This window comes from Haloarcula sp. DT43 (assembly GCF_037078405.1).
GTDB classification, from domain to species: Archaea; Halobacteriota; Halobacteria; order Halobacteriales; family Haloarculaceae; genus Haloarcula; species Haloarcula brevis.
Window position 1 is genome coordinate 1,128,793 of the sequence record NZ_JAYMGZ010000001.1, and the last position, 13,317, is coordinate 1,142,109.

Here is a 13,317-nt window from a genome sequence, read left to right on the forward strand (position 1 = left end):
TGATAGCTAGCCAGTGACTGTCCGATACAACTTGATGAGCTCTTCTGCGTTCTCTCGCCACCCAGCCACCTGTGCCGGTCCAGTGTTTGTCGAAATTTCATAAGCCTCGGTGCTTATGACCGTTTCTAATACAGCAGCCAGCGACTCTGCAGTGTTTGGTTTATATACTTGGCCACGATTCTCGCTGTCCAGCATCTCTCGGATACGGCCTGTATCCGGTGCGACAGCGTACGTCCCGCAGGCCATAGCCTCTTTCAGGGCGATTGGGTGATTCTCCATCCGTGAGGAGAGCACGAATACGTCACTAGCGTTGAGATAGTCCGGTATATCTTCATGTGGGACTCGTCCAGTGAATCTGACGACATCCTCGATCGCTAATTCCGAGGCTGTCTGCTTGAGCGACTCGAACTGCGAGCCATCTCCGATAACAGTCAAATGGAACGGTATCCCATCGTCACGTAATATCGATGCTGCTTGAAGTATCTGGTCTACACGTTTTACCGGTTCTAAGCGACCTACGAACAGCAACTGTGGCACTGCTTCATCTCTCGATAGAGCTTGGACACTTGAGTTGGTGTAAGAGTAGAACAGGTCTGTATTAACTCCGGGATCTATGGTAATATATGGTGTTTCAAACATATCCGGATCCTCGTAGCTTTCCTCACAACCTCCCCAGAATACAAGCCCATCTGCGCGCCTCAGATGCCGGTGATACCGTGAATTCACCGACCCACGTACAGCGTGGAACACCGGGGCCGATGCTATCGATGATAACCGTGTGAGAATTGGACGTCCAGTAGTGAGAATCATATCTGTGTCTCTAAATAACGCCGGACGGTGTTTTTTTAGCCTTCGAACGAACAATTCTTGATTTAGATGCCGGAGCACTTTCCCGAGCGGTTCCGGCATATCATAACTGATTCCATACAGGTAGGGGCAGCTAACAGGGGCACAACGTCGGTCGAATTCGATTGGATTTCGCTTTTTATCTCGCTGGAACGTGTAGGTAACGCTGTGCCCGAGTTCCTCAAACTCCGAACCAAGATGCAGATCGTTGATTTCTGCACCACCACGTGCGTGGCCCAGATGCGTACAGACTATCGTAATATCCATTCTATGACTCGTCGTGTAACAGTGTAGGCCCCGCTGGTTTTACTCTGTATATTTCTATTCATCTACTATGCGTCTATTCGTAATAGTCCGATTTCTCATCAGTGACCGTGTTTGTGTTTAGAAATTTAGCAGGGAAATATATACTTTTTTACCACTCGATATTATCCTTGGTGTGCATACCGGGAGTAGTAATGTGAGCTATCCACGAGTTTCCCAAACGGTGTCCGTACCGCCGATGTTAATTACTTTGTCTTTTCCCCTCTCACAGACACGCGTTCGCTTCCACGACATCCCAGATCCCAACTACTCCGACCTTTGCGTTCAAGACGTGACCGTTCGCTCGTGCCGGGACAAGCTGGTACAGAAGCATGTTTCCCTTCAGATGGTCAATCTTGTTGAACATCACGATATGAATCCTACCGATCTGGTCTAACTGCCTGCACATTTTGTCAATCAAATCTTAGGTACCGTCTCTCCGATCTTATTACTGACTAGCGTTTTCAGGAGCAGACCATAACGAAGCCACGAACGCTCATGAATAGCGTCGGGTAGAATTTATCGTATTGATCTGAAGATCGTCAGTTCCTTCTCTTGCGTTGTCAGTTCCTCACAAAGATAATTCACGATGTATTCAGTGACTTCCGTGGCGGGATATCACTACTCTGAATCACAGCAAGTAGCCTAGATATGTCGGTCAGGACGAGTTGTCTTCGGTAGACTCCGATTCCCCACCAGCAGTACGCGTTTGCTCTGGCGGCTCCGGCGGTGTCAACAGAGCGACTGCGAGTTCGTAGCCCCGTGTCTCCGAAAGCGGGTCGAACACCGCCTCGCTAAGCCGTTCGAACGCACGTCTTGCGACCGACCCCACCTTCGAGTGGTGCCACGCATTCTCGATATGTGGAATGAGCATATCCAGCAGTGTAATAAAGGGCCCAACGGCGTACGTCTCGCGAAGGTCGATGACGATGACGTCCGGGTCGGGTTCCTTCGTGAGCCAGCGGTAGCAATACGATTCCTTGACGAACGCACTCGTCCGAGAGCCGAGCGTTCGCACGGCGTCAACGGTCCGTGAGCCGTCACTAATCGTGCCGATTCTCTCCCCGATGGCTTCAATAGGGTTTAGCGACCCGGATTCCTCGGACATCCGATTGTGTACAGATTTGAGTGGGTTGATATACGGTTTGTGATGTCGTTCAGAGCCCGACGCTCACGACCGTCGCTTCGATGGTTATCGTCCCGAGATTGATGACGACCGTCGAGCCCTGCTGGACGGACTCGCCTTTGAACTGGACACCGCTCGTCGTCTCACGGACCCGGAGTTCGGTCGTGATGGTGACGTCTCGCAGGTACGGGTGGTCGACGACGTTGACGGAACCGTTGTCACCCGTCGTGATGATGACAGACGGCTCGGTGGAGACGCGACTGACGCGAGCAACTGTTTCGCCACCGCTGGTTTCGGTCATGCCGGGCCTGATCGCGTCGGCCATATCCGCGCGCATGTCGGTCATCCGCAGGGTGACCGTTCGATTGGTGACCGCCCCGCGGGGTTCGAGTGCGCCGACGCGGTCGATGGTGCCGGAGAGTTCGTAGCTCTCTGTCGAGACGGTGATGTCGTTCCCGCGCTGGACGGCGGCGCTGCCGAACTGCTGGCGGCCGCTGCTTTCCAGGGTCGCCAGCGAGAGACCGACGAACACGCGTTTGCGGTCGGGGTTCTGTGTCGCGTACGTGGTGACCGTTCGCACTTCGGCGGCCTCGTACCCGGCAACGGTAGCGACGTCGCCGGTGGCGAGACGGTCGGCCGTTTCGGTGTCGACGGTGGTCTCGATGAGCACATCGGCGGTCGTCGACTGAAGGCCGTTACCGACCTGTTCGATGCGCCCGTCGAGCGTGTAGTCCTCGGCTGGGAGGGTGACCGACTGTCCGCGCCGGACCTGTGTGCCGCCGAACCGGCGGTCGGATTGCTGTCGGTGTGTGTCGAGTGTCGCCTCGACGAAGACGGTCTGCTCGGTCGGGTCCTCGGTCGCGTATGCAGCGACGTCCTCGATGGTCGCGACAGTGCGCCCGGCGAGTCGAACTTCATCACCGGGCGTGACGTCTCGCGCTTCGGCGCTGGCCATGGTGTCTCTGAGAACCACGGTCGTGTCTTCTTGGGCGAGGCTGTCGTTACCACCGACGGCACGTATCTGGCCGCGGACCTCGTAGCGGCTCGTCGCGACGGTCAGCGGCCGGCCGAGACGCGGGGGTGCATTCGCGTACGTGAGGCTGTCACCGTCGGGCGGTCCCTGAAGCGTGGTACGGACGATGACGCGAGTCTGATCGCCCTGGGGAGTCACGTGAACGTCCGTGACCGTGAGCTCGGAATCGCCGCCGGGACTGTACGTATCGCCTTCAGTGATCTCTGTGACGATGTACGACGGTTGCGTCCCGAGGTCGAGGGTGACGTTGGTCGTGTTCGGCGGAGGTGACTCAGGCTCGGGCTGGAGGACGAGCGCGGCGCCTGCCACGACGACTGCGACGACGAGCAGGACGGCCAATGCATCGACGACATTGACGAGACCGAAGATGTTCCCATCCTCGTCGAGGAGGGCCGACGAACGACTATCTGCCATGCTGTAGGCATTTTTTCGGAGTGGTTTGGGTGTTTCGTTGTGCGACTCATTTGAGTCGGCGAGCGGACCGCTACCGGTCGTCGAGAAACGCCCGCACCAGCGCTGCCACTTCGGAGCGGAACGTCCCCATATCGACCGGGTCCGAACCGTGATACAGTCGCCTGTGCTCTTCCCGGACGATGTCTTCGAGGGTTCGCTCGTAGAGCGTCTCGACCGTCACTGTCTGCTCGCGGTCTTCGAGTTCGGCAGCGAGCTTCCGGAACCGCTGTTCCGTCGCGTATCGGCGGGCCAGCGCCGACGCGTCGGCATCCTCTGGGATTGGCTTGTCGACCTCCTGCAAGTCGGGATTAAGCAGTTTCGCACGGCCGCCGCGCTTGTTCCGAATCACGACGCCTTCGGCCGGGCCGTCGTACCACGCCGACTGCGGCATCTCGTAGCTGGCCGGGTCGAACTCCTTGGCCCGCCGTTCCCGTTCGACCGCATTGACGGGCTGGAGGCCGAGCCGCTCGTAGATACCCTCGACGACGTCCGGGGAGAGAAACCGGTCGTCCGCCGCCGACCAGACGTCGAAGCCGAGAAACGACGGCGTGCGGTCCCAGTCGTAGTCGATTGTGTGGTGGTGCATCGCCTCGCCGAAGAAGACGTACGCCTCGACGTCGTCGACGGCGCTGCGGAGCGCGTCGCGGTCGAGGTTGTCACGGACGTGCCGGACGGCGTGGCGGTACGGGGCCGGCACCGCGTCGGGGTCGTCGTAGACGCGGCTCCGGTCGCCGAAGCGAAGGAGCCCCGACTGCTGGAGTTGAAAGCGCATGGTCGCGCCGTCGACCTTCTCCAGAATCCACAGGTGTCCCTCCTCGAAGGGAGCCGCAGGAGCGTCGTCGGCGCGTGGAATCGACGGGAACTGTTTCATTGTTTGTGCATCGCGGACTCTAGCTACCGGCCACCGACGGCGTCCGTCCACGGTGTTCTATCGTTCGTGGGGTTCTACCGTCGCTCCGCAGTTCGGACATTCCCCATCGGTGATGGTTAGCTGGGCATCACAGGACGGGCAGTAGTCGCGGTAGCACGCAGGGTCGCCCATATTCCACGTCTGTTCCGGAGCAGTGAGAGTGTTTCCCTGATTGCAGGGTCCCCTGGTGGCGGACAGCGGTACGAGCGAAAGATGATGCCGGCCTTCGGCTATCAATATAGCATCCCGCTTCTCACACGCTATTCGTATAGCAGTAATGGCCTTGTGCGCGATTCGTCTGGACTCCGTATGCACAACACCGGCGACCAGGGGTCGGCGACCGAGGCGGGCCAGCCAGCCGATGGCGCTGGGTGCGGGCCGGCAAACCGTTCGGAGACGGATGAGGCGACGCGGGAGAAGAGCCTCGGCGTCGAACTGTGTCTGGGTCACCCGGACCTGGTGCTGACGGACGCGACCGAGCGCAGTCCGGGCGTGACCGTCCGTCCGGAACAGATGGTCGACGATGGGGCCACGACCTTCCTCGTCGTCACGGCGGCGGGCGAGACGCTCGACCGGTTCGAAACGGAACTGGAACGGGACGGCACGGTGTGTGACGCCGTCGCCCTGGACTGGACGGAGACGGAGCGCGTCTACAGGATTGCGCTCGCGGACAGCGCCGTCCGTGGCACACCGCCGCTGGTCCGTGCTGGCGGGCGGGTCCTCGACATGGAAGGGGCCGGCGGGCAGTGGCACGTGCACGCGCAGTTCCGGTCGCGGTCGGCGCTGTCGCAGTTCCGAACCGAGTGTGCCGAACGGGACGTCTCGTTCCGGCTGGACCGGCTGTACTGGACCAGCGGCGAGGCGAACGCCGGGGCCTGCGGCCTGACCGCGGACCAGCAGGTCGCGCTCGAGACGGCCCACAGAGAGGGGTACTTCGACGTGCCCCGCGGGATTTCGCAGGCCGAACTGGCGGACGAACTCGACATCTCCCCGTCGGCGATGTCCCAGCGGATTCGGCGCGGGATGGACCAGGTCATCGGGTCGGAACTCGGGCTCTCCGAGGAGTGAACCGGCGAGAGTGGTTTTATCGTTGATTTGTCAGGTGTGGCGGTCCGTGGCAGGGGGTGGACGTGCCAAAAAGGATATTGGTCCCCTGTGACACCCGTACTGTATGAGACACCGAATCGTGAGCGGGATATGCGCTTTCCTTCTCCTGTCGACGGTCGCGTCTGCCTCCGCAGGTGTCGCCGCCGCGGAGACCGGCCAGTACGCCGAATACACGGCGACGGTCGACGACACCGAGCCAGCGATACAGGCGGTCGAGGCCACACAGGCTGTCGGGACCGGACCGAACGGGACCGCCTACGTCTGGGAGCGGATAGACGGCGAGCGAGCCGGCAGCTACCGGCTGTCGGTGGCGGTCAGTTCACCACAGGAGGGACTCGCGGTCTGTGCGCGGGCGAACGGTTCGGCGACGTGTACGCCGGTCGGACCGAACGGGACTGCGGCCCTCTCGACTCCCGGGTCAACCGGGCTCGACACCCTCTCTGTCTCGCTCTACAACACGAGCGCCAACGGGACGCTGGATACGCGGTCGGTGTCTCTCCAGCCGATTCAGCGCGCCGGTGACCTCGACGCCGACGGTCTCACCAACGGGAACGAAGTCGCGCAGGGGACGGCTCTCACTACCGCCGACACGGATGGTGACGGGCTCTCGGACGGCGCGGAGGTCCATCAGCGCGGGACCGACCCGGCGGCGGCTGACACCGACGGGGACGGGGTCGAAGACAGGACCGAGCTTCGACAGGGCACCGACCCGCTGGACGTCGACACGGACGGTGACGGGCTCTCGGACGAACGCGAACTGGCCCTGGGAACGAACCCGACCGTCGCCGACACGGACGGCGACGGGCTCTCCGACCAGCGCGAGGCGTCCGGAGAGACCGACCCGACTGATGCCGACACGGACAACGACGGGGTCGTCGACGGGCGGGAACTGGAGACCGGCACCAACCCGGTGGAGGCCGACACCGACGACGACGGCGTCGCCGACGGCCGGGAGCTATCCCTGGGCACGGACCCGACCGTCGCGGACACTGACGGCGATGGCCTCGGGGACGGGAGAGAACTCGACGCGGGCACCGCCCCCACGGAGAGCGATACGGACGGCGACGGGCTCGACGACGGACGCGAACTGTCGGTCGGTACGTCCCCGACAACCGCGGACACCGACGGCGACGGCCTCAGCGACGGGCAGGAGGTCTCGGCCCTCGGAACGGACCCCCTCGCGTCCGATACGGACGGCGACTTCCTGACCGACCACCAGGAGGTCGCCTGGGGGACGAACCCGAACAGCGCGCTGACGCCCGCCTGGGTGACGAGTTCGCTTCTGGGGTTCCTCGTCGGCATCGGGCTCACGACCGCGGCGATACGGCGCGGCTGGGTCACGGACCTCTCGACGGCCGCTGGGCTGTTCGTCTATCGGGCCCTCGAACTGGACCGCGAAATCATCGCGGTCAACCGTGACATCGAGGCCACGGACGCGGCGGCGTCCGACGGCGAGGGCAGCGACGCCGACACCGCGGCCGAGGCGTTCGAGCGGGCGGACGGGTACGTCCCCGACGAACGGCTCGTGAAGTCGATGCTGCGGGCCGAGAGCGGCCGGATGCGCCAGACGGAAATCGTCGACGCGACCGACTGGTCGAAAGCGAAGGTCAGCCGCCTCCTCTCGAAGATGGTCGAGGACGACACGGTGGTGAAAATCCGCCTCGGCAGAGAGAACCTCATCTGCCTGGAGCGGGCAAAGCCCGCGGCCGCGAACTCGCCCCACGCGGACGACAGCAAGCCACCGGCGCCCGGTGGATAAGCCGACCCACACCCGACCGGGAGAGCCGCGCCGATAGTGCCGACGCCGTGCAGTGACGGCGGTTTCGCGGCGAGTGAGCGCCGAGTGCCGCTCACGGCGCGGTCCCGGCAACAGTCGTAGCCGCATTCTGTCTGTTCGAAGGGGCGAATTCCCCGTCGTCGCGGTGAAACAGTTCGATACCCCGTGTGAAACAGTCAGAAACCCCTTCCCAGTGACTGAAGCGCCGAATACGCCGGATAGATTGCCCGAAAACGCCTTTTTACCCGACCCCGATTCGCGGTAAGTCGGTCATTATCGGCCCGTTAAATCGGTGAAACAGTCGCAACCGGCGGAACAGTCGACCCGGTATATGTCGGAGGCTGGGAAAGGGAGAACCGAACATGTCGATAGCCGAAACGACTTCCGAACCCACGACGACCGAGGCTGAGGAGTCCGCGACCGACGAGTCGCCGTCTTCGGAGTCTGCGTCGGGCGACGACCTCACCCGTGACGACCTCTTCCACGTCCTCCAGTGTCGTCGCCGCCGCCTGGTCCTCAAGTACCTCCACGAGTACTCCGGCGACGGGCCGGCCGAGATGAGCGACATCGCCGAGCACATCGCCGCGCTGGAACACGACACGACGGTCGATTCGCTCCGCTCGAAACAGCGCCAGCGCGTCTACATCGCGCTGTACCAGTCACACCTCCCGAAGATGGACGACGCGGGCGTCGTCAACTACAACCAGGACCGCGGACTCGTCGAAGCGACCGCGCTGGCGGACTCCTTCGACGGGTACCTCGACGAGGAGCCCTCGCTCCTGTCGACGACGCCGGCCGTGGAGTCAGTACCGTCGACCGAGCCGAGCGCCCCGACCGGCGGGCACGACCCCGGCGAGCAGTGGTCGAGACGGTATCTCGGCACGGCGTGTGCCGCGCTGGTCGCGGTCGGTGGCGTCGCGGTCAGTGGGGCCGCGGTCCCGGGCGTGGCTCTCGCTCTGGTCGTGAGCGCGGCGTTCCTGCTGCTGGCGCTGGGGCACCGGCTCGCACTGTCGGGGCCCCAGTCGCTCGCAGACCGTCTGCGGACCGTCTTCGGCCAGGGGCCGTAAGCGCACACCGGACAGATGCGTGGACTCAGCGGCACATCCGGAGGGCGCGTGTCCCCGACGGCCGGAGTCGACGATGCCCCCGCTGCCGAAGGGACGGACGGGGACGGTCTCGACGACGCGACGATGTTCGAACTTCTCGGCAACGAGCGCCGTCGAGCCTGCTTGCAGTGCCTGGCCGCACACGAGACGCCGCAGTCGGTCAGTGCCCTGGGCCGGGAGGTGGCGCGTACGGTCGCCGACGCGGAGACAGACAGCGACGACCTCTACGACAGCGTGTACGTCTCCCTCTGTCAGACCCACCTTCCCAAACTCGACGCCGTCGGCCTAGTCGAATACGAGCGGGAGCGAAAGCAGGTCCGCCGTGGCTCCAGATTCGACGCTATCAGACGCCAGTTCGAAGCGGCCAGCACGGACGAGGGAGTAGCGAGCGACACCTTTCGAGTCGGTCTCGCGGCGAGCGCCTCGACGGTCGTGCTGGGCGGGGCCGCGGTCGTCAGCCCACCGACGGTCAGGACGGTACTGCTTCTCGGACTGGTCGCGGGTCACCTTCTCGTACTCGCGTCCACTGCCACGGGTAGTAACTGAGCCCGCCTGTCGGCTGGACGACTGTCCCGGTGACGACCGACAGTAGTCACCTGCTACTACGGCGGACGCTACAGAGCGACTGCTGTATGCCGTCTGCGTCCGTCACGAGCGGCAACAGCGAACGCCGGCGCACGGGACAGAAGCACGTCTCTACCGGCCGGACAGCGGACGTAAAGAAGCATATAATCAAGCGGGGGGAGACGTACGAGTGGGTATGACCGACTACGCCAGCATGCGAAAGGCAATCGAGGAGACGAAAGAATCGTTCGACGCGGTCGAACGGTTCCACCGTCGGTCCCCCCTTCATCCCTGGGTGGACGTGCCGCTTCGAGACGAGCGGTAAGCGTCGGTCCCTCTCGGGGTCGGTTTCTCGCGCGGCGTCCGGGCTGGGGAGCTCCACCGCTCGCCGGCCGGATGAAAATACACTTCACCCATCGGTGGAAACCTGGTGCACATGTATCAGGCAGAGGCGGAGCCGTGTATATCGTAATCGTCGGTGCGGGCGAGGTCGGGTCGAACATCGCAAAGAGCCTCGCCGAAAGCCACGAAGTCGCCGTCGTCGACATCGACCCCGACCGCGTGGAGGCGCTGATGTACGACGCCGACGTGCTCGGTGTCGAAGGTGATGGCGCGGAACTCGACACGCTCACCGAGGCCGGCATCGAGAAGGCGGACGTGCTCATCGCCAGCACCGACGACGACGAGACGAACATCGTCACCTGCGGGACGGCGGTGACGGCCGCCGACCCGTTCACGATTTCCCGCGTCAAGAGCGCGAAGTTCCTCCGGACCTGGGAGAAGTCCAGGGGTGCCTTCGGCGTGGACCACATGGTGGCGACGAACCTGCTGACAGCGGAGAACATCGCCCGCGTCATCGGGCTCCCCGGTGCCCGCGACGTGGAGACGTTCGTCGACGGGCAGGTCCAGATGGGGGAGTTCGAGGTGCGCGAATCCAGCCCCATCACGAACCTGACCGTCGCGGAGGCCGACCGGTACGAGTCGCTGACCTTCGCCGCCGTGTTGCGCGGCGACGAGGTCATCATCCCGCGCGGGGAGACCGTCATCAAGGAGGGGGACGACATCGTCGTCATCGGGAGCTGTGAGAGCGTCCGGCTGTTCGCGACCGAAATCGCGCCGGAGTCGGATTCGACCCAGAACGTCCTCGTCGTCGGCGGCAGCGACGTCGGCTACCACACCGCGCGGCTGCTCCAAGACCGGGGCATCAAACCGCGGCTCGTCGAGCGCGACCACGACCGGGCGCGCGAACTCGCGGAGGCCCTCCAGGGAACCACCGTGCTGGAGAGCGACGCCACCGACAGCGAGTTCCTCGAACGGGAACACGTCGAGGACGCCGACGCCGTGGTCGCGACGCTCGACAGCGACGAGAAGAACCTCCTGGTGACGCTGCTGGCCAAGCGCCTCGGCGCGGAGCGGACCGTCGCCGTCGTCAACTCCGGCGAGTACGTCAGCCTGTTCGAGGCCGTCGGCGTCGACGTGGCCGTCAACCCCCGCGAGACGACCGCCGAGGAGATAACGCGGTTCACCCGGGAGTACGACGCGACGAAGGTCGCCATCATCGAGTCCGACCGCGCCGAGGTGCTCGAAATCGAGGTCGCCGCCGACAGCATCCTCGCCGGGCGGCCGATTCGGGAGTCGGTCCAGGAGCTGCCGACCGGCGTGGTCATCGGGGCCATCAGCCGCGGCGGCGAGTTGGTCATCCCGCGCGGTGACACCGTCATCGAACCCGGCGACCACGTCGTGGTGTTCGTCGAAGCCGCCTGCCTGGAGGCGGTCAACGACAAACTGTAGCGCCGACGGGAGTCCCCCGAGGGGTTAAGCCTCGCTACCGCCTCGAGGACGGTATGCCATCGACCGCAGACCGTGTCGTGCTCTCGTTTGCCCCCGCCGACGACGGGGACCCGTGGTCCGGCGTCGATACGGAGTGGATACTCGACGAACTGCGCGGAGACACCTATCAGCAGTACCTCCGACGGGCACACGGCGGGCCGGTGTCTGTCGGGGAGGAGTGGGCGGAATTCGTCAGCTGTGGCTGTGCCACACCGCAGGACGTCCTGTTGCGCGTCGAGCGCGTCGAAGGCGGGACGACCCTCGGCGCGGCGACGGCCCTCGACGTCCGTCCCCGCGACGACGCCGGGACCGTGTCACCGTAGTCGCTTTTCGCCATCGGACGTGGCAATATCCGGGATGTGAACGTTCTCTACCGTCGCAGCGGCCGGTATCGGGAGATATTGGGAGAAGGGAAAGGCTGATGCATGCCACTAGCACATTCCGGATTATGCCACGCGATTCCTATCAGGAGGGACTGAACTCGCTCCGCGAGGACGTCCTCTACATGTCCGAAATCGTCCTCGAACGCCTCCGGCTGGGGCTGGACGCGCTCGAACAGAAAGACGAGGAGATGGCCCGGGAGGTCATCGAGGGCGACCACGAGATAAACCAGTTGTATCTCGACCTCGAACAGGACTGCATCGACCTGCTGGCGCTGCAACAGCCGGTCGCGTCGGACCTCCGGTTCGTCGCCGCGTCGTTCAAAATCATCACCGACCTCGAACGCATCGGCGACCTCGCCACGAACCTCGGCGAGTACTCGCTCGAAGCCGAACGCGACGTGTATCCCGAGGTCGACATCCAGGACGTCGCCGACGTGACCATCGAGATGGTCGAAAACGCGATGGACGCCTACGGTAACGAGGACGCAGACCAGTGCTACGCTATCGCCGACATCGACGACGAAGTGGACGAACGCTGTGAGGCCGCCTCGGAGACGGTCGTGCGCGACCTCATCGAGCGGGAGATAGACACCGACTCGAGCGAGGAGGATATCGAGCAGCTGATGGCCGACGTGTCCCGGCTCCTGCTGACGATTCGGGACATCGAGCGGGTCGGGGACCACGCCGTCAACATCGCCGCGCGGACGCTGTACATGGTCGAGAACGACGACGACCTCATCTACTAGTACCTTTTTCGACCTCGGGTATCCTCGACCGCCATCGACGGCCTGCGGGTACCGCTCGGCGCAAAAATCTACGCTAAAAAGGCCGGAATCTCGGCCACAGCCCTCGATTCCGGTGAAACCCCTCGCTGCGCTCGCCGTATGCGTCCGTGACCGCACAGCCGCCACTCGGGGGCGTTTTCGACGGGCTGGCGAATCCGCTCCGGCTTCCTTACGCCGGTTCGACCGCGTCGTCGCCCACGAGTCCCGAGTCGGTGATGCGGAACTGGACAGTGTCGCCGGCGGGCTTGGCGCGGTGCTTTTCCAGCGTGGCGCGGCGGTTGCCGCCCCGGAAGCGGTCCAGGCGGACGATTGCGCCCGACCAGTGGTTGAGGGTGTGGCCGCCCAGCGCCGTCGAGCGGTCGCTGTCGGGGTCGGTGAACACCTGGTTCGTAAACAGGACCGCGAGGTCGTGTTTGCGGGCCAGCGAGAGCAGGTGGGTAATCTGGCGGGCCACGTCCCGCAGCGTCTCGCCGCCGTCCGCGTCGTCCCGGCGGAGCCGATAGAACCCGGTCGCGCTGTCGAGGACGATGAGTTCGACCTCGGCGGCGAATTCGGCGGCGTCCTGGACGGCCTCGGCCTGCTCGTCGTAGTCGAGCGCCTCTGTGACGATGAGCCGGCCGGCGAGGTCGTCGACCGTCTGTGCGGTCCCGCGTGCGCGGCCGCCGGCGACCTGCGCCATCCGGTCGGCCGAGAGCCCCTCGGTGTCGATGTACAGCGCCGCGTCGCCGGCGGCGGCGACTTCCATCACCGCCGACAGGGCGAAGTTGGTCTTGCCGGCCGCCGGCGGGCCGTACACCTGCGTCACCGCGCCGCGTTCGAGCCCACCACCTAGCAGGCCGTCGATAGCGTCGCACCCGGTCGGGACGTACTCGCTCACGGACTGGGATTGTGCGGGTTCGGATAAAAACGCTCGTACCTGCCGGCACCGCTGTCAGGCCTCGGCGAGCGCTGGGCCTGCGTCCACTCGGCCAGCGACACGTCGTCGATTTCGGCCGTCGCGAACCGTCAGCCCGCCCTCACTCGGGGACGATGATATCGCCGGGCTGTTCGAGACGAAGACAGGCATTCAAAAAATGACCGGCTAGTTCTCTAAT

13 protein-coding genes are annotated in these 13,317 nt (G+C 63.9%); 8 read left to right on the forward strand and 5 right to left on the reverse strand.

The window, feature by feature from the left end; translation table 11 throughout:
* Positions 1-6: 6 nt before the first annotated feature.
* The 4 genes from VI123_RS06110 to VI123_RS06125 form a co-directional block, all read right to left on the reverse strand.
* Positions 7-1,113 (reverse strand): glycosyltransferase family 4 protein, encoded by a 1,107-nt coding sequence (locus VI123_RS06110; protein ID WP_336337142.1) that lies wholly within the window; start codon positions 1,111-1,113, stop codon positions 7-9.
* 694 nt (positions 1,114-1,807) lie between these two features.
* Positions 1,808-2,257 (reverse strand): hypothetical protein, encoded by a 450-nt coding sequence (locus VI123_RS06115; protein WP_336337143.1) that lies wholly within the window; start codon positions 2,255-2,257, stop codon positions 1,808-1,810.
* Positions 2,258-2,306: 49 nt separating this feature from the next.
* A complete protein-coding gene (locus tag VI123_RS06120) occupies positions 2,307-3,722 on the reverse strand; it encodes a DUF4330 family protein (protein ID WP_336337144.1) in 1,416 nt (471 codons plus the stop codon).
* 70 nt (positions 3,723-3,792) lie between these two features.
* The gene (locus VI123_RS06125; RefSeq protein ID WP_336337145.1) at positions 3,793-4,632 is read right to left on the reverse strand and encodes an RNA ligase family protein; all 840 of its coding nucleotides are present in this window, start codon (positions 4,630-4,632) and stop codon (positions 3,793-3,795) included.
* A gap of 348 nt (positions 4,633-4,980) precedes the next feature.
* On the opposite strand from VI123_RS06125, the gene VI123_RS06130 reads away from it, so the two are divergent.
* The 8 genes from VI123_RS06130 (at position 4,981) to phoU (ending at position 12,184) form a co-directional block, all read left to right on the forward strand.
* On the forward strand, positions 4,981-5,739 hold the full coding sequence (locus tag VI123_RS06130; protein WP_336337146.1) for a helix-turn-helix domain-containing protein: 759 nt from the start codon (positions 4,981-4,983) through the stop codon (positions 5,737-5,739).
* 103 nt (positions 5,740-5,842) lie between these two features.
* Entirely contained in the window at positions 5,843-7,537 is a 1,695-nt protein-coding gene (locus tag VI123_RS06135; protein ID WP_336337147.1) for a helix-turn-helix transcriptional regulator, read from the forward strand.
* Between the two features lie 380 nt (positions 7,538-7,917).
* Positions 7,918-8,622 (forward strand): DUF7344 domain-containing protein, encoded by a 705-nt coding sequence (locus VI123_RS06140; RefSeq protein WP_336337148.1) that lies wholly within the window; start codon positions 7,918-7,920, stop codon positions 8,620-8,622.
* Between the two features lie 48 nt (positions 8,623-8,670).
* On the forward strand, positions 8,671-9,207 hold the full coding sequence (locus VI123_RS06145; protein ID WP_336337149.1) for a DUF7344 domain-containing protein: 537 nt from the start codon (positions 8,671-8,673) through the stop codon (positions 9,205-9,207).
* A 214-nt stretch (positions 9,208-9,421) separates the two neighbouring features.
* Complete coding sequence (locus VI123_RS06150; RefSeq protein WP_336337150.1) at positions 9,422-9,550, forward strand: hypothetical protein; 129 nt, start codon at positions 9,422-9,424, stop codon at positions 9,548-9,550.
* A 134-nt stretch (positions 9,551-9,684) separates the two neighbouring features.
* Positions 9,685-11,016 carry a Trk system potassium transporter TrkA gene (trkA, locus tag VI123_RS06155; protein ID WP_336337151.1) on the forward strand — a complete coding sequence of 444 codons (1,332 nt, stop codon included), beginning with the start codon at positions 9,685-9,687 and terminating at the stop codon, positions 11,014-11,016.
* A 53-nt stretch (positions 11,017-11,069) separates the two neighbouring features.
* The gene (locus tag VI123_RS06160) at positions 11,070-11,378 is read left to right on the forward strand and encodes a hypothetical protein (RefSeq protein WP_336337152.1); all 309 of its coding nucleotides are present in this window, start codon (positions 11,070-11,072) and stop codon (positions 11,376-11,378) included.
* A 125-nt stretch (positions 11,379-11,503) separates the two neighbouring features.
* Positions 11,504-12,184: a phosphate signaling complex protein PhoU gene (gene phoU / locus VI123_RS06165; RefSeq protein ID WP_336337153.1), complete on the forward strand. Its 681-nt coding sequence runs from the start codon at positions 11,504-11,506 to the stop codon at positions 12,182-12,184.
* Between the two features lie 208 nt (positions 12,185-12,392).
* Here the strand turns inward: phoU and radB are convergent, their stop codons facing one another.
* Entirely contained in the window at positions 12,393-13,100 is a 708-nt protein-coding gene (radB, locus tag VI123_RS06170) for a DNA repair and recombination protein RadB (protein ID WP_336337154.1), read from the reverse strand.
* Positions 13,101-13,317 lie beyond the last annotated feature (217 nt).